The 16,971-nt window shown below is 68.0% G+C and carries 14 protein-coding genes; 3 read left to right on the top strand and 11 right to left on the bottom strand.

All coding sequences use genetic code 11. The annotated features are described in order from the left end of the window. Positions 1 to 32: 32 nt before the first annotated feature. Positions 33 to 1,568: an MFS transporter gene (locus MRBLWO12_RS04895; protein WP_363553244.1), complete on the bottom strand. Its 1,536-nt coding sequence runs from the start codon at positions 1,566 to 1,568 to the stop codon at positions 33 to 35. A gap of 97 nt (positions 1,569 to 1,665) precedes the next feature. Between MRBLWO12_RS04895 and MRBLWO12_RS04890 the strand changes: the two genes are divergently transcribed. Then, positions 1,666 to 2,208 carry a TetR/AcrR family transcriptional regulator gene (locus tag MRBLWO12_RS04890; RefSeq protein ID WP_363553242.1) on the top strand — a complete coding sequence of 181 codons (543 nt, stop codon included), beginning with the start codon at positions 1,666 to 1,668 and terminating at the stop codon, positions 2,206 to 2,208. Positions 2,209 to 2,271: 63 nt separating this feature from the next. On the opposite strand, the gene serA is transcribed toward MRBLWO12_RS04890, so the two are convergent. The 3 genes from serA to MRBLWO12_RS04875 form a co-directional block, all read right to left on the bottom strand. Beyond that, on the bottom strand, positions 2,272 to 3,876 hold the full coding sequence (gene serA, locus MRBLWO12_RS04885; protein ID WP_363553240.1) for a phosphoglycerate dehydrogenase: 1,605 nt from the start codon (positions 3,874 to 3,876) through the stop codon (positions 2,272 to 2,274). Between the two features lie 119 nt (positions 3,877 to 3,995). After that, positions 3,996 to 4,325, bottom strand: a complete 330-nt coding sequence (locus MRBLWO12_RS04880; RefSeq protein WP_363553238.1) for a hypothetical protein — start codon at positions 4,323 to 4,325, stop codon at positions 3,996 to 3,998. Further along, positions 4,322 to 4,795, bottom strand: a complete 474-nt coding sequence (locus MRBLWO12_RS04875) for a hypothetical protein (RefSeq protein ID WP_363553236.1) — start codon at positions 4,793 to 4,795, stop codon at positions 4,322 to 4,324. The genes MRBLWO12_RS04880 and MRBLWO12_RS04875 overlap by 4 nt, the downstream gene beginning before the upstream one ends. Positions 4,796 to 4,874: 79 nt before the next feature. Between MRBLWO12_RS04875 and MRBLWO12_RS04870 the strand changes: the two genes are divergently transcribed. Next, positions 4,875 to 5,807: a hypothetical protein gene (locus MRBLWO12_RS04870; protein ID WP_363553234.1), complete on the top strand. Its 933-nt coding sequence runs from the start codon at positions 4,875 to 4,877 to the stop codon at positions 5,805 to 5,807. A 22-nt stretch (positions 5,808 to 5,829) separates the two neighbouring features. Here MRBLWO12_RS04870 and MRBLWO12_RS04865 read toward each other — a convergent pair whose 3' ends face one another. Then, complete coding sequence (locus MRBLWO12_RS04865) at positions 5,830 to 6,489, bottom strand: GntR family transcriptional regulator (protein WP_363553232.1); 660 nt, start codon at positions 6,487 to 6,489, stop codon at positions 5,830 to 5,832. Between the two features lie 73 nt (positions 6,490 to 6,562). Here MRBLWO12_RS04865 and MRBLWO12_RS04860 point away from each other — a divergent pair, with 73 nt between their 5' ends. Then, the gene (locus tag MRBLWO12_RS04860) at positions 6,563 to 9,397 is read left to right on the top strand and encodes an FAD-binding and (Fe-S)-binding domain-containing protein (RefSeq protein WP_363553230.1); all 2,835 of its coding nucleotides are present in this window, start codon (positions 6,563 to 6,565) and stop codon (positions 9,395 to 9,397) included. 71 nt (positions 9,398 to 9,468) lie between these two features. On the opposite strand, the gene ilvC is transcribed toward MRBLWO12_RS04860, so the two are convergent. The 6 genes from ilvC to MRBLWO12_RS04830 form a co-directional block, all read right to left on the bottom strand. Then, a complete protein-coding gene (gene ilvC, locus MRBLWO12_RS04855) occupies positions 9,469 to 10,497 on the bottom strand; it encodes a ketol-acid reductoisomerase (protein WP_141872232.1) in 1,029 nt (342 codons plus the stop codon). Between the two features lie 61 nt (positions 10,498 to 10,558). After that, positions 10,559 to 11,068, bottom strand: coding sequence for an acetolactate synthase small subunit (ilvN, locus tag MRBLWO12_RS04850; protein ID WP_141872233.1), 510 nt, complete (start codon positions 11,066 to 11,068; stop codon positions 10,559 to 10,561). Positions 11,069 to 11,071: 3 nt separating this feature from the next. Further along, a complete protein-coding gene (locus MRBLWO12_RS04845; protein WP_363553228.1) occupies positions 11,072 to 12,874 on the bottom strand; it encodes an acetolactate synthase large subunit in 1,803 nt (600 codons plus the stop codon). Positions 12,875 to 12,942: 68 nt separating this feature from the next. Further along, positions 12,943 to 14,661: a dihydroxy-acid dehydratase gene (ilvD, locus tag MRBLWO12_RS04840; protein WP_363553226.1), complete on the bottom strand. Its 1,719-nt coding sequence runs from the start codon at positions 14,659 to 14,661 to the stop codon at positions 12,943 to 12,945. 9 nt (positions 14,662 to 14,670) lie between these two features. Continuing rightward, positions 14,671 to 15,465: a trehalose-phosphatase gene (otsB, locus tag MRBLWO12_RS04835; RefSeq protein ID WP_363553224.1), complete on the bottom strand. Its 795-nt coding sequence runs from the start codon at positions 15,463 to 15,465 to the stop codon at positions 14,671 to 14,673. A 96-nt stretch (positions 15,466 to 15,561) separates the two neighbouring features. Beyond that, positions 15,562 to 16,971 (bottom strand): alpha,alpha-trehalose-phosphate synthase (UDP-forming), encoded by a 1,410-nt coding sequence (locus MRBLWO12_RS04830; protein ID WP_363553222.1) that lies wholly within the window; start codon positions 16,969 to 16,971, stop codon positions 15,562 to 15,564.

Here is a 16,971-nt window from a genome sequence, read left to right as displayed (position 1 = left end):
GGTCGTCAGGGCCGGTTCATCCAGCGTACTGGTCAGTGCGAGGTGCGCGTGCGCAGTGTGACGGCCGCGATCACACCGGCCACCACGACCAATGCCGCGCCGATCAACGACGTCACCATGACACCGGAGCCGAATGCCGCGGATGCTGCTTCCCAGAGAGCGTCGCCGAGAGCGGCAGGCAACTCGTGGGCCGCGGTGTACGCGCCGGCCAGAGTCTCCTTGGCCGCGTGCATCACCTCGGCCGGCAGCCCCTCCGGCAGCACGAGCGCTCCCCGGTAGAACGCGGTGATGAGGCCACCCAGGATCGCGGTACCGAGAACGGCGCCGAGCTCGTAGGCGGTCTCGGAGACCGCGCTGGCCGCGCCCGCCTTCTCCGCCGGCGCACTCGAGAGGATGAGCTCGTTCGAGATCGTCTCGGCGGCACCGATGCCGATGCCGAGCACCACGAAGGCGATCACCAGCGGTGCGACTCCGTGCTCGTGCGTCGTGAACGCCACGATCAGGTATCCCGCCACCGAGAACGCGAGTCCGGCGGGGACCACCACGTGCGGCGGTACCCGACGTGAGATCGGCACCACCGTGAGACCTGCGACGATCATCGCGAGCATTCCCGGCACGAGCGCCAGACCCGCCGTCATCGGCGAGAGGCCGAGGACGAGCTGCAGGTGCTGCGACACGAAGTAGAGGAAGCCGACCAGCGCGACGACGCTGAGCAGGTTCACCAGGATTGCGCCGGAGAACGATCCTCGGCGGAACAGCGCCATGTCGAGCATCGGGATGTCGGCGCGCAGCTGACGCCGCACGAACAGGTAGCCCATCACGATGCCCAGGAGCGCCCACCCGCCCGCCGTGAGGCTGGGGCCGTCGACCGCGAGGGACTTGATCGCGTAGACCACGGGGATCATCGCCGCCATCGACAGTGCGATGCTGATCGGGTCGATGCGGCCCGGGTTCGGGTCACGGCTCTCCGGCACGAGCAAGGGTGCGGCGATGAGAAGCGGAATGAGCACCGGGACAGCGATGAGGAACACCGATCCCCAGGCGAAGTGCTCGAGGAGGAAGCCGCCCACGATCGGACCGAGTGCGGAGCCCGCCGAGAACGCGGATGCCCACACCGCGATCGCCATGCGGCGCTGATCGCGGTTCTGGAAGATCGAGCGCAGGAGCGAGAGGGTCGAGGGCATGAGCATCGCCCCGAAGAAGCCGAGGAGCGCGCGGGCGGCGATCAGCAGGCCGGCCGTCGGTGCGAAGGCAGCGAGAGCGGAGACCGCTGCGAACCCGGTCGCTCCGATCAGGAGCATCTTCCTGCGGCCGAAGCGGTCGCCGAGCGTCCCCATGGTCACCAGGAGTCCGGCGAGCACGAGGGGATAGACGTCGATGATCCACAGCTGCTCGGCGCCCGAAGGCGCGAGCGCGATGGAGATCTCGGGAAGCGCGAAGCTCAGCACCGTGTTGTCCACCGACACCAGCAGCACCGGCAGCATGAGGACGACGAGCGCCGCCCAGCCACGGGCTCCGACGCGGGGAGCATCCGTCTCTGTCGTCGGGATCGACGCAGTACGGGTCATGGAACACCTCTCAGAATCACAGGGACGACCTCTTACTAAACCGTCCGGATGGTATAGTAACAGAATCCCGTCGTCTCCCCCGCGCAGAGGATCCCGAATGCCCCGACCACCCCTGGCCCGTGAACGCGTCCTCGATGCCTTCGAAGCCATCGTCATCGCCGACGGAGAACGGGCGGCAACCCTCGAAGCCACGGCGAAGGCGGCAGGTGTCTCCAAGGGCGGCCTCCTCTACCACTTCGGCTCCAAGGACGAGCTCGAGGCCGGCATGCTGGAACGTCTGGACGCCCTCACGACCGCCGACCTGGCACGCATGGCCGCAGCGGAAGAAGGACCGGTGGCGTACTACGTGCGCACCTCCGTCATGGAGGACGACGCCCTGGACCGAGCACTCATCGCGACCACGCGCCTCGCGCAGGGCGGCTCCATTCCCGCCGCCGACATGCTGCGGCACACGCGGGGACGGTGGGCCGACGAGATCCGTCCGCACGTCCGCGATGCTACGAGCCTCGATCTGGTGATGCTGCTCAGCGACGGCCTCTATTTCAACAACTCGCTCGACGTGCACGGCCCCGAGCGGTTGGTCCCGCATCGCGAAGAACTCGCCGCGCTCATCGAGCTGGTGCTCCGCGCCACGTCCTGACTCCCCCGGCGCAGACGAGAGGCGGGAGCATCACGCCCCCGCCTCTTCGTTCAGCTCGGTGGATCAGACTTCGGTGAGCTCGATCTGGCGGAACAGATCGGCATCGATCGCAGCACTGACGTCTTCGAGCAGTTCCTCCGACACCGGTGAGTCGAGCGTGAGAACGCTCAGCGCCTGAGCGCCTGCAGCCTGACGCGCGATCTGCATGCCGGCGATGTTGATCCCGGCCTCACCGAACTTCTGGCCGTACACGGCCACGATTCCGGGACGGTCGGTGTAGAGCATCACGACATGGTGCTTCTCGATCGGCAACTCGAGCGTGTGGTCGTTGATCCCGACCAGCTTCTCCGCCTGCTTCGGTCCGGTCAGCGTGCCGGAGACCGAGAGCTGCGAGCCGTCGGAGAGCGCACCGCTGAGCGTGATGATGTTGCGGTACTCGTCACTCACGTCATCCTTGAGCAGACGCACGGCGATGCCGCGCTGCTCGGCGAGCAGCGGAGCGTTCACGTACGACACGGTCTCGCTCACGATGTTCGTGAACACGCCCTTGAGCGCCGCCAGCTTGAGCACGCTGACGTCGTAGTCGTTCAGCTCGCCGTGCACCTCGACGTCGAGGCTCGTGAGCGGCGAGGTCGCCAGCGCGGCGAAGATCTGACCGAGCTTCTCGACCAACGAGATACCGGGACGCACGTACGGGTCGATGACGCCGCCGGCCACGTTGACGGCATCCGGCACGAGGTCTCCGCCGAGCGCCAGGCGCACGGAACGCGCGACCGAGACGCCGGCCTTCTCCTGCGCCTCTTCCGTGCTCGCCCCGAGGTGCGGGGTGACGACGACATTGGGCAGGTCGAGCAGCGGACGAGCCGTGCCGCCCTCCGCAGGAGGCTCGGAGGTGAACACGTCGAGACCGGCACCGGCGATCTCGCCGGCGACCAGCGCCTCGTGCAGGGCGACCTCGTCGATCAGTCCGCCGCGCGCGACGTTCACCACGAAGGCGGTCGGCTTCATGGCCTTGAACTGCTCGGCGCCGATCATCCCGGTGGTCTCGGGCGTCTTCGGCATGTGGATGGTGAGGAAGTCCGACTCGGCGACGAGTTCGTCGAGCGAGAGGAGCTGCACTCCGAGCTGCTGTGCGCGAGCCGAGGTGACGTAGGGGTCGTAGGCGACCACGCGCATGTCGAACGCGGAGAGACGCGCGGCGACCAGCGCGCCGATACGACCGAGACCCACGATTCCGACGGTCTTCTCGAAGAGCTCAGCACCCGTGAAGGAGCTGCGCTTCCACTGCCCGGCCGACAGCGAGGCGTGCGCGGCGGGGATGCGGCGCGCGAGGCTCAGGATGTGTCCGACCGTGAGCTCGGCTGCCGAGACGATGTTGGAGGTCGGCGCGTTGACGACCATGACACCCGCCGCGGTCGCGGCCTTGATGTCGACGTTGTCGAGGCCGACGCCGGCCCGAGCGACCACCTTGAGCTTCGGAGCGTGCGCCAGTGCCTCCTCATCGATGCGCGTGGCGGATCGGACCAGCACCGCATCCGCATCGGACAGCGCGGCGAAGAGCGCCTCGCGGTCGGTGCCGTCGACGTCACGGACGTCGAAGTCGGGGCCCAGAGCCTCGATCGTGGCGGGAGAGAGAACTTCGGCGATGAGGACGACGGGCTTCGGCACAGAGGATCCTTTGGGGCAGCGCAGTAGGGGCCGATGCGCCGCACACCATGGGGGCGCGATCACCTCCACTGTACCGGAGCCGCCTCGTCGCTCCGCGCCGTGTGACGGCCCCTCCGTCGCTAGGAGGTCGCGAGCGTGAGGCTGTACGCGATCAGACTCATCCAGAACACCGCGACGATGCCGAGACCGGCCAGCAGGGCCAGGGCGAGTTCGCCTGCCCTGCGTCGACGGCCGATCACGTAGGCGAAGGCGAACACGATCGCGGGGAAGGCGACGCCGAACGAGAGCACCGCCCAGCCTCCACCGCTCAGTCCGCCCTGCGCCATCGCGATCAGATGTGCGACCGCATTCCACACCGCGTAGGCGTAGAACAGCCCGGCCAGGCCGAGGACCAGGCCGACCACCCATCCAGGAGAAGCCTTCGAACGTTCGCTCTGCGTCGCGCTCATGAGCCGATCACCCCCACCGTCACGAAAGGCCAGGGCACGAGGAGGACGACCCCGAGGAGAAGCAGGCAGATCCTGATCCAGGCCGCGCGGCCGCGAGTGAGCACCCAGGTCGCAAGGAACCAGAGTGCGGGAGCGGCGATCGCGAGAACGAACCACGGCAGGAACATCACATCGGCGACGAAGAAGTTCGCGAGGGGCTTGAGCCGAAGTCCGCCCACCACCCAGCCGATCGAGTACAGCAGATAGACACCGCCCACCACTCCGAGCACGAGGAGCATCGTGGTGCTGAGCGGTTCTGACTCCTCGGGATCCGTCGCGCCGTCCTGCCCGGCGGTGCCGTCGTCACCGACGTGGCCCACCTCGCCGCTGCCCTTGCCCACGGCGTTCCACCCGGCAGGAAGCGCAGAAGCGGCGGGCGGCGTCTGCTCGTCACCGTCCCAGCTCAGGGCGTCATCGGAATCGGATGTCATTCCCCCAGCGTAGGACACGCGTTCCACTAGGCTCGGGGGCATCCGGGCCGACGAGGTCCATGTCGGGGGAAGGACCACCGTGGCTGAGCAGAACAAGAAGGTCGAGCAGAGCGCGTCGAAGGCAGAAGCCGACGAGCCGTCAGCCGGCTGGACCCCGACACCGGAGGCGAAGGCCACGGCCACGCGCTTCCGCTGGATCGCTGCCATCCTCTGGGCCGTGGCGATCGCGAGCGAGGCGGTCGGGATCTTCTGGCTGTTGCGTCAGCGCGTGTTCGTCGGCGAGGACGGAACACTCGTTCGAGACGCCGACACCGGCCTCCTCCGGGAGCAGGGCGTCAGTGCGGAGTTCCCCCAGTGGGCGTTCGTCGCTCTGCTGGTGCTGCTCGTGGTCATCGCCGCCCTGTCGATCACCGGTTCCGTGCTGTGGAAGAAGGCGAACCGGCTCGACCCGGCCCGCAAGTCCGACACCGTGCGGTTCTTCGTCCAGAACCAGCTCGGGGCCATCATCGCGATCGTCGCGTTCCTGCCCCTCATCATCCTGATCTTCCTGAACAAGGACATGTCGAAGGGGCAGAAGACGACGGCCGGCATCGTCGGCATCGCGCTGGCCGTGCTCGCCGCCATCCTGGGCACCAGTTTCAATCCGCCGTCCGTGGAGCAGTACACGGCCGACCAGTCGGCCGTCATCCAGCTGCTCGGGCAGGACGAGGTCGTGTGGGTCGACGGCGGCGCGGTCTACCACGTCTGCGACGAGGTCCCCGCGATCCAGACGGGCAGCGAGATCCGCACCGGCAGCACGGCTGAGGCCGTCGAAGCGGGCAAGAGCCGCCTCACACTGCAGTTCGCCTCGGAGCTGCGCGCCTGCGATCTCACGGTTCCCGAGAACGACGATGAGATCGCCGATGCCCTCCGCGCGATCCAGGCGGGGCAGACCGACACCGTGCTTCCCGCGCCGATCTGGGCAGACCCGGCTGACGCTCCGATCACCGTGGAAGAGGCTCCGGCCGAGTGATCATCCGGGGCCGCGGTCGTCGCTATTCGGCGGTGAGCGCCTCGACCAGTCTCTCCTCCGCGGAGGAGAGATGCGCGTCCAGAAGCTCGGCGGCACGCTGACCGTCCCCCGCTGCCACCGCGTCGAGGATCTCGGCGTGCTGGGTGGCGATCGCCGAGGCGTCCAGGAGCCTTCGCCCCTGGACCTGGGCCATGCAGAGCCGCACTTCGTCGAGGACGCTGCGGTACATGCGCCCCGTACGCTCGCTGTCCAGGGCATCGATGAGTGCGGTGTGGAACCGCAGGTCGGGGTCGACCGTCGCCGGGTCCGGGCCCGGCTTCATGGCCAGGATCTCGGCATTCGCCGCCATCGCCGCCGGAGGGACCGCACGTCGCGTGGCGAGCTCGCGCAGTGCCGCGCTCTCCAGGCGCGTCCGCGTCCGATAGACATCGCGAACCGTGTCGGGGTCGATGCCCACCACTCGGGCGCTCCGATGCGCCGTGCGCTCCAGGAGCCCTGACGCGACCAGCTGCTCGATCGCGGCCTTCGCACTGGGCCTGGCCACCCCGAACGCCTGGGAGACCGCTGCCTCAGTCAGTGGAGCGCCGGAGCGGATGTCGCCGCTGAGGATCCGTCCGCGCAGCTGCGCCGTCACTGCGTCCACCACGCCGACGACGCCGAGGGCGGCTTCTGTGATCGTCATGCGATCAGCCTATCGAAGTGTCCACAACTCGGTACACTTGTCTGACAATCTTTCGACGGAGCAGAGGAGCACCGTGTCGACCACCCTCGCCGAACCCCTGGACCCCGCCCTTCTCGGGGCATCGACGCAGGTGCACTCGCGCTCGATCGACCGCTTCGCACGCGCGCACGATGCCTCCCACTACCTGCTGATCCCCGACGCGGTGCTCTCCCCCACAGATGCCGACGGGGTGGCACGCGCCTTCGGAGCCGTGCGCGCGGCCGGGCGCACGCTCACCTTCCGCTCCGGAGGAACGAGTCTCTCCGGTCAGGGCGTCAGCGGCGATATCCTCGTCGACACCCGCAGCCACTTTCGGGACATCCGCGTCGAGGACGACGGCGACACGGTGCGCGTCGGCCCCGGCGCGACCGTGCGCCAGGTCAATACCCGTCTCACTCGCTACCGTCGCAAGCTCGGCCCCGACCCGGCCAGCGAGATCGCCTGCACGATCGGCGGTGTCGTGGCGAACAACTCCAGCGGGATGGCGTGCGGCATCACCGAGAACTCGTACCAGACCATTCGCTCGATGCGTGTCGTGCTCCCCAGCGGGACGATCCTCGACACCGGCGCTGCCGACGCCGAAGCCCAGCTGCGCGCGGCGGAACCCGCCCTCGCCGAGGGCCTGCTCGCGCTGCGCGCGCGACTGCTGGCATCGCCCGACCGCGTCGCGTTCCTCCGCCAGCAGTTCTCCATGAAGAACACGATGGGTTACGGGCTCAACGCACTGCTCGACTTCGAGGATCCGGTGCGCATCCTCGAACACCTGATCATCGGCTCGGAGGGAACGCTCGCGTTCGTGGCCGAGGCGACCTTCCGCACGATCCAGGTGCGCTCCGCCATCGCGACAGGGCTGCTCGTGTTCGAGACGCTGTCCGCCGCCATGGCCGCGCTGCCCGCGCTCACCGACCTCGGACTCGCGACGATCGAGCTGCTCGACGCCGCCTCGCTCCGCGTCGCCCAGGGACTGAGCGACGTTCCGGCAGCCATCGCCGAGATCGACGTCCAGGGTCACGCCGCGCTCCTCGTCGAGGTGCACGCGGCGGATGCCGAGGCGCTGATCGCATCCCGCGCAGTGGCTCAAGCCCACTTCGATACGCTGCCGCTCACCGTCGCACCGAGGCTCACCACCGATGCCGCCGAACGTGCCGCACTCTGGCACGTGCGCAAGGGGCTCTACACGGCCGTGGCCGGGGCACGTCCCTCCGGCACGACCGCGCTCCTCGAAGACATCGTGGTTCCGGTCGATCGGCTGCTCGTCACGTGCGAGCGGCTGATCGACCTGTTCGCGGCGCACGGGTACGAGGGCTCCGTCATCTTCGGCCATGCCAAGGACGGCAACGTGCACTTCCTGCTCAACGAGCGCTTCGACGACGCGGACAGCGTCGCTCGCTACCGGCGCTTCACGGATGACCTCGTCGAGTTGGTGCTCGGCCAGCAGGGCTCGTTGAAGGCCGAGCACGGCACCGGTCGGATCATGGCCCCCTTCGTCCGCCGGCAGTACGGCGATGAGCTGACCGACATGATGTGGGAGATCAAGCGCCTCTTCGATCCCGATCTCATCCTCAACCCGGGTGTGGTGCTCTCCGATGACCCTGACTCGTACCTGCACGATCTGAAGCGAGTGCCCACGGTCGAGAGCGAGGTGGACCGCTGCGTCGAGTGCGGCTACTGCGAGCCCACGTGTCCGAGCAAGAGCATCACCCTCACGCCTCGCCAGCGCATCGTGATCAGGCGTGACATGGCCTGGGCCGAGGAGCAGGGCGACACGACCCTGCTCCAGGAATTGAAGGCCGACTACGACTACGAAGGCGTTCAGACCTGCGCCGTCGACGGCATGTGCGGCGTCGCCTGTCCTGTCGACATCAACACGGGCGACCTGGTGCGGCGCCTGCGCGCAGAACAGTCGTCGAAGCTCGAGGACACGGTGTGGGATGCCGCGGCGAAGGGGTGGGCGGCCGTGACGCGCGTCGGCGGCACTGCGCTGACTTTCGCCGCAACGATGCCCGCCCCCCTCGTGAAGGGCATCACACAGGCCGGCCGCGCCGTCCTCGGCGCAGATACCGTGCCGCTCTACGACGGCGGACTCCCCCGCGGCGGCACCAGAGCACCGGCGGCGCAGAACCCCGCCGATGCGAGAGCGGTGTTCTTCGGCGCCTGCATCGGCACAATGTTCGGGGCTGAGGGCCATGGTGAAGGCTCGCGCGACGCGGTGCGCGCACTGCTCGACCGCGCCGGGATCGCCGTCGTGATCCCCGAGGACGCCGGCGGGATGTGCTGCGGCACACCATGGAAGTCGAAGGGCCACCTCGCCGGCTACGACCGGATGACGGAGCGCGTGCTCTCTTCCCTGTGGGCGGCCAGCCGGCACGGCGAACTCCCGGTCGTGTGCGACGCGGCATCCTGCACCGAAGGCCTGCACACCATGCTCGCGAAGTCCGTCGCCGAGTACCCCGAGTACGCCGCGCTCGTGATCGAGGACGCGACGACCTACATCGCCAGGGAGGTGCTCCCCCGCGTGACCGTGTCGGCCAAGCTCGACAGCGTCGCGGTCCATCCGACCTGCTCGACGACCGCACTGGGAGCGACCGGCGCGCTCACCGAGATCGCCGCGGCCGTGGCATCCGATGTGTTCGTGCCGGACGGCTGGGGATGCTGCGCCTTCGCCGGCGACCGCGGCATGCTGCACCCTGAGCTCACCGCCAGCGCGACCGAGGTCGAATCGGCCGAAGTCCACGCCGCGGATGCCGACCGAGGCGGCTTCGACGCGTTCGTCTCGGCGAACCGCACCTGTGAGATCGGTATGACCCGCGCGACCGGCCACCCCTATCGTCACGTGGTCGAGGTGCTCGAGGAGCTCACGCGCGGCTGACACGAGGCCGAATGACGAAAGAACGGGCGCCCCTCTCGGGACGCCCGTTCTTCGTGAATCAGATCAGCAGATCAGCGTGCAGCGCTGCCGTCGATGTAGTCCTCGTCCTGCTGCTTCCACGCGAAGAGCGAGCGCAGCTCCTTGCCGGTGACCTCGATCGGGTGCTGCTCCTCCTTGGCGCGCAGCGCCAGGAACTCCTCAGCACCGTTGTCCTGGTCGTCGATGAAGCGCTTCGCAAACGCGCCAGACTGGATGTCGGCGAGCACGCCCTGCATGCTCTCCTTGACGCGAGCGTCGATGACGCGCGGACCCGAGACGTAGTCGCCGAACTCGGCCGTGTCGGAGATCGACCAGCGCTGCTTGGCGATGCCGCCCTCCCACATCAGGTCGACGATGAGCTTGAGCTCGTGCAGCACCTCGAAGTACGCGATCTGCGGCTGGTATCCCGCCTCGGTCAGCGTCTCGAAGCCGGCCTGCACCAGGTGGCTCACGCCACCGCAGAGCACTGCCTGCTCGCCGAACAGGTCGGTCTCGGTCTCTTCCGTGAAGGTGGTCTTGATGACACCGGCGCGGGTGCCACCGATCGCCTTCGCGTAGGAGAGCGCGAGGTCCCAGGCCTTGCCCGATGCGTCCCGCTCGACGGCGATGATGTCCGGGATACCGCGACCGGCGACGAACTCGCGACGGACGGTGTGACCCGGAGCCTTCGGAGCGACGAGGATCACGTCGACACCCTCAGGAGCGTCGATGTAGCCGAAGCGGATGTTGAACCCGTGCGCGAACGCCAGCGTCTTGCCGGCGGTCAGGTTCGGGGCGATGGACTCGCTGTAGATCGTGCGCTGGTGCTGGTCCGGCGCGAGGATCATGATCACGTCGGCCCACTCGGTGGCCTCAGCGACGGTCTTGACCGGGAAGCCGGCCTCTTCGGCCTTCGCGGCGGACTTGGAGCCCTCCTTCAGCGCGATGGCGACCTCGACGCCCGAGTCGCGCAGGTTCTGCGCGTGGGCGTGACCCTGCGAGCCGTAACCGACGATCGCGACCTTCTTGCCCTGGATCAGGGACAGGTCTGCGTCGGCGTCGTAGAAGATCTCGGTGCTCACGTGTGTTTCTCCTTGTTCGTGGTTGATACGGGACTGATCGGTCCCTGAGTTCTGGGGTGGTTCAGCCGCGCAGGACGCGCTCGCTGATGCTCTTGCCGCCGCGACCGATGGCGAGGAGACCGGACTGGGCGATCTCCTTGATGCCGAAGGGCTCGAGCGCCTTCAGCAGCGCCTCGACCTTGCCCTTGTCACCGGTCACCTCGACGACGAGCGCATCCGGTGCGTAGTCGACGACGGAGGCACGGAACAGGTTCACGACCTCGATGACGTTGGAACGGGTGGCATTGTCGGTGCGCACCTTGACCATCATGTGCTCGCGCTGCACCGACGTCGAGAAATCCAGCTCGACGATCTTGATGACGTTGATCAGCTTGTTCAGCTGCTTGGTCACCTGCTCCAGCGGGAGCTCGTCGACGTCGACGACCACCGTGATCCGAGAGATGCCCGGAACCTCGGTGACACCGACGGCGAGGGATTCGATGTTGAAGCCGCGGCGGGCGAACAGCCCCGCGACACGGGTCAGAAGACCGGGACGGTCCTCCACCAGCAGACTCAGCACGTGGGTCGACATGTCTCAGACCTCCTCATCGAACGAAGGCGCGTGCTCACGCGCGTACTGGACGTAGCTATTGCTCACGCCCTGGGGAACCATCGGCCACACCATCGAGTCCGCACTGACGACGAAGTCGATCACGACGGGGCGATCGTTGGTCTCGAGTGCCAGCTGGATCGCGGCGTCGACCTCATCCTCCTTCTCCACGCGGATCGCGAGGCAGCCGTACGCCTCGGCGAGCTTCACGAAGTCGGGGATGCGGATGGTGCCGTGACCGGTGTTCAGGTCGGTGTTGGAGTGGCGTCCGTCGTAGAACAGCGTCTGCCACTGGCGCACCATCCCCAGCGACGAGTTGTTGATGATCGCCACCTTGATCGGGATGTTGTTGATCGCGCAGGTGGCCAGCTCCTGGTTGGTCATCTGGAAGCAGCCGTCGCCGTCGATCGACCACACGACGCGGTCGGGCTCTGCGACCTTGGCACCCATCGCCGCCGGCACCGAGTAGCCCATCGTGCCTGCTCCCCCGGAGTTCAGCCAGGCGTTCGGGCGCTCGTACTTGATGAACTGCGCAGCCCACATCTGGTGCTGACCCACGCCGGCCGCGTAGATGCCCTCCGGGCCGGTGAGTTCACCGATCCGCTGGATCACGTACTGGGGCGCCAGCAGGCCGTCGGTCGTCGGGGCGTAACCGAGCGGGAACTCGGTGCGCAGCCCGTCGAGGTACGACCACCACTCCTCGATGTCGGGCTTGGCACCCTCGGTGGCTCCCCGGAACGCGGCATCGAGATCGATCAGGACATCGCGCACGTCGCCGACGATCGGCACATCGGCCGTGCGGATCTTGGAGATCTCTGCCGGGTCGATATCGACGTGCACGACCTTGGCGTTGGGCGCGAAGAGCGCAGCCTTTCCGGTCACGCGGTCGTCGAAGCGTGCGCCGAGAGACACGAGGAGGTCGGCCTCCTGCAGCGCCAGGACCGCGGGCACCGTGCCGTGCATGCCAGGCATACCCAGGTGTTGCGGGTGTGAGTCCGGGAAGGCGCCACGGGCCATGAGCGTCGTCACGACCGGCGCACCGGTCGACTCGGCGAGCTCGAGCAGCTCGGCAGCGGCACGACCGCGGATCACACCACCGCCGACGTAGAGCACCGGCTTCTTGGCGGAGGCGAGCAGGGCGGCCGCGGCCTGGATCTGCTTGCCGTGCGCCTTGGTCACCGGGCGGTAGCCGGGCAGGTCGATCTTGGGGGGCCATACGAACGGCGCGGTGGCCTGCTGTGCGTCCTTCGTGATGTCCACGAGCACGGGCCCGGGGCGCCCGGTCGAGGCGATCTCGTAGGCTGCGGCGATCGCGCCGGGGATCTCGGCGGCGTCCTTCACGAGGAAGGAGTGCTTGGTGACCGGCATCGTGATACCCACGATGTCGGCCTCCTGGAAGGCGTCCGTCCCCATCAGGGTCGAGAACACCTGGCCGGTGATCGCGAGAAGCGGCACCGAGTCCATGTAGGCGTCGGCGATCGCCGTGACGAGGTTGGTCGCACCGGGACCGGAGGTCGCGATGCAGACGCCGACCTTGCCGGAGGCGGAGGCATAGCCCTCAGCCGCGTGGCCGGCGCCCTGCTCGTGGCGCACGAGGATGTGACGCAGGTCCTCTGCATCCATCAGCGGGTCGTAGACGGGAAGGATCGCACCGCCGGGCAGACCGAACACATCGGTCACGCCGAGCAGCTCCAGCGAGCGGACGACGGCCTCTGCACCGGTGATCTCCGGCGCAGCGGCCTGGCGGGCGGGTGGTCTCGGCACGGCCGAGACGGAATCAGCAGTCATGGTGTTCCTTCATGGTGGTCTGTGGAGCCGTAGTCATCCGGCTGAGGATCCTGAACGATGTCGAAGGATCAGCCGGTGGTCGCGCCCTCTGCGGCGGACCGCACGAGACGCGAATACTTGGCAAGGACGCCACGGGTATAGCGCGGGGGAAGCGGCTCCCAGCCAGAGCGGCGGGAGGCGAGCTCCGCCTCGTCGACGAGTAGGTCGAGAGAGCGAGCTGCGATATCGACCCGTATCAGATCACCATCGCGCACGAAGGCGATAGGACCTGCGTCCACCGCTTCGGGTGCTATGTGGCCGATGCACAGGCCGGTTGTGCCGCCTGAGAATCGTCCGTCCGTCAAGAGTAGTACATCTTTTCCGAGTCCCGCGCCCTTGATGGCCGCCGTGATGGCGAGCATCTCACGCATGCCGGGTCCACCCTTGGGCCCCTCATAGCGGATCACGACGACATCGCCGGCCTTGACCTCACCGGCGGCGAGAGCGTCCATCGCACCACGCTCGCGCTCGAACACGCGCGCGGGGCCTTCGAAGACGTCGGCGTCGAAGCCGGCGGACTTCACGACGGCACCTTCGGGGGCGAACGAGCCGTGCAGGATCGTGATGCCTCCAGAGGCGTGGATCGGGTTGTCGAACGTGTGGATCACATCGCCATCGACGGGGTCCGGGTTGAGATCGCGGAGGTTCTCGGCGACCGTCTTGCCCGTCACGGTGAGCGCGTCCCCGTGCAGGAGCCCTTCGTCGAGCATCGCCTTCATGATCACCGGGATGCCGCCGTGCCGGTCGACGTCGTTCATGACGTACTTGCCGAACGGCTTCATGTCGGCCACGTGTGGCGTCTTGCTGCCGATCCGGTTGAAGTCGTGCAGGCTGAGCTCGATCTCGGCCTCACGGGCGATCGCGAGGAGGTGCAGCACGACGTTGGTCGAGCCACCGAGAGCCATTGCCAGGGCGATCGCGTTCTCGAAGGACTCCTTCGTCAGGATGTCCTTGGTGGTGATGCCCTGGCGGAGCAGGTTCACCACGGCCTCGCCGGAGCGGTGCGCGAAGTAGTCGCGGCGGCGGTCGGCGGAGGGCGGCGCGGCGGAACCGGGGAGACTCAGACCCAGCGCCTCGGCCACAGACGCCATCGTGTTCGCGGTGTACATGCCGCCGCACGCTCCCTCGCCGGGAGCGAAGGCGCATTCGATGCGCTTGAGGTCCTCTTCCGTCATCCGACCGGCCCGGCAGGCGCCGACGCCCTCGAACGAGTCGATGATCGTGATGTCCTTCTCGGTGCCGTCCGAGAGCTTCACCCACCCGGGGGCGATGGATCCCGCATACAGGAACACGCTGGAGAGACCGAGCCGCGCGCTGGCCATGAGCATGCCGGGGATCGACTTGTCGCAGCCGGCGAGCAACACGGAGCCGTCCAGTCGCTCCGCCATGATCACGGTCTCGACGGAGTCCGCGATCACCTCACGGGAGACGAGTGAGAAATGCATGCCTTCGTGCCCCATGGAGATGCCATCAGACACGGAGATGGTGCCGAACTGCAGCGGGTATCCCCCACCGGAGTGCACTCCCTCCTTCGCGCCCTGAGCGAGGCGGTCCAGGCTCAGGTTGCAGGGCGTGATCTCGTTCCAGCTCGAGGCGATGCCGATCTGGGGCTTCTCCCAGTCCGCATCTCCCATGCCGACGGCACGGAGCATGCCGCGCGAGGTCGTCGCCTCGATGCCGTCCGTGACGACGCGGCTACGGGGCTTGATGTCGATGGGCGCGCGGGGGGCCGACTCGTTCGAGGACATGCAGGAAGTCTATTCCTGCAGGGCGGCTCGCTCGTCCGCCAGGGCTTCCAGAAGGAGGGCGATCTGTTGTGGGTTCTCCACACGGATCGCTGCGGCGCTCTCCCCCGGGCCGACACGCACCCCGAGGTCACCATCGCCGAGCACGCGCATCGCGTCCTCATCGGTCACGTCATCGCCCGCGAACACGATGCCGGTGGCTCCGAGGCGCTCGCGCAGGGTGGCCATCGCGGCATCCTTCCCCTCGGTGCGTGAGGAGAACTCCAGTACCCGGTGGCCCGCGCGACGGCGCCAGTGCGGGAACCGTTCGGCGACGAGCTCGTCGATCTCCGCGAACACCTGCTTCTCGACCTCTCGGTCCGCGCGACGCGTGTGCACACCCATGCCGAAGGTCTTCGGTTCGAACTCGGCACCCTCGTGCCGCTCGATGATCGGGCGTGCTGCGGCCCACAGCTCCTCGCGCGCGCCGTCGTCGTCCGACGAGTCGCCGCCGGCGTCGGCCTCGCCGGGGAACCAGTACTGCGCGCCATGAGAGCCGGCGAGCACGATCACGGAATCGTCGTCGTGCTCGGTGATCTCACGGAGGTCGTGCAGGCTGCGACCCGACACATAGGCCACGACCGTGTTCGGGAGCGCTGCGAGTCGCGCGACCTGCGCGGCGACCTCGGGAAGCGCGCGTGCGGCCATCGGGTCCGGGACCAGCGGAGATGCCGTCCCGTCGAAGTCGAGGGCGACGACCAGCCGCTCGGTGGCAGCCACCGCGCTCACATCGGCATCGGGCACTCCGGGCGTCCACACGCGCGTCACAGGATCTCCATTCTCAGCGGGGTTCATCACGCAGCAGGGTTCGCGCAAGCTGCGGGGGTCAGTTCAAGTATGGCCGCGCACGGCATGGCCGCGTGCTCAGCGCGGGTGGACCTCCGCCAGCGCCTTCAGGAACGACGACGACCAGGCGTCCACGTCGTTGTCGAGCACCCGGCGGCGCAGCGAACGCATCCGACGGGACTGCTCGGAGGGAGACATCTCGACCGCGGTCATGATCGCGTCTTTCACACCCTCGATGTCGTGGGGGTTCACGCGTACCGCCTGGCGCAGCTCATCCGCAGCCCCCGTGAACTCGCTCAGCACCAGGACACCGCGGTTGTCGGCCCGTGTGGCGACGTACTCCTTCGCGACCAGATTCATGCCGTCGCGCAGCGCCGTGACGAGCATCACGTCAGCGGCGAGATAGAGCGCCACCATCTCCTCGCGCGGATACCCCTGGTGCAGGTAGCGGATGGCGGTGTGGCCCATCGTGTCGGTGTCGCCGTTGATGCGGCTCACTGCGAGCTCGATCTCGTCGCGCAGATGCACGTAGGCGTCGACCCGCTCCCGGCTCGGGCTGGCCACCTGCACGAGTGTGACGTCCTCGACCTTGAGCCGCCCCTCGGCGAGGAGCTCTCCGTATGCCTTGATGCGGTGACGGATGCCCTTTGTGTAGTCCAGGCGGTCCACACCGAGCAGGATGCGAGCCGGGTTGCCCAGGCTCGCGCGGATCTCGGCCGCACGGGCCTTGACGTCCTCACGCTGGGCGAGCTCGATGTACGGGGCGGTGTCGATCGAGATAGGGAACGCACGGGCGACGGCCGTGCGGGTGCGCCCGTCTGCCTCGACGACCGTGACGTGTGCGCCTCTCACCTCGTAACGCAGCCGGCGCCGCACCGCGGTGAGGAAATAGGTCGCGTCCTGCGCGCGCTGGAACCCGATCACATCGGCGCCGAGCAGGCCCCGCAGCACCTGGTCGCGCCAGGGCAGCTGCGCGTAGAGGCCGTGCGCGGGGAACGGGATGTGGTGGAAGTACCCGATCGTCACGTCCGGGCGCAGCTCCCGCACCATCTGCGGCACCAGCTGCAGCTGGTAGTCGTGCACCCAGACCGTGCCGTCCTGCGCCACGGCAGCCACAGCGGCCTCCGCGAATCGCCGGTTCACGGTCTCGTAGGCATCCCACCATTCCCGGTGGTACTGCGGCGGCGCGATGACGTCGTGGTACAGAGGCCAGATGGTGTCGTTCGCGAAGCCCTCGTAGTACTCGGCGACCTCCGAGGCGCTGAGCGGCACCGGGATGAGATTGATCCCGCCGTTCTCGAAGGGCTCCATCTCGGTGTCGGCCTGCCCGGCCCATCCGACCCAGGCGCCGTTCACGTTCCGCATCATCGGCTCGAGCGCCGCGACCAGGCCGCCGGGCGAGGTCCGCCATCCGACCTCGCCGTCGGGGCCTTCGACTCTGTCGACGGGCAGCCGGTTGGCTACGACCACGAAATCTGCAGCGACCAA

Source organism: Microbacterium sp. LWO12-1.2, assembly GCF_040675875.1.
Classification (GTDB): Bacteria; Actinomycetota; Actinomycetes; order Actinomycetales; family Microbacteriaceae; genus Microbacterium.
Note: the sequence above shows the minus strand (reverse complement) of the source record. Positions and strands in the feature narration are given on the sequence as shown.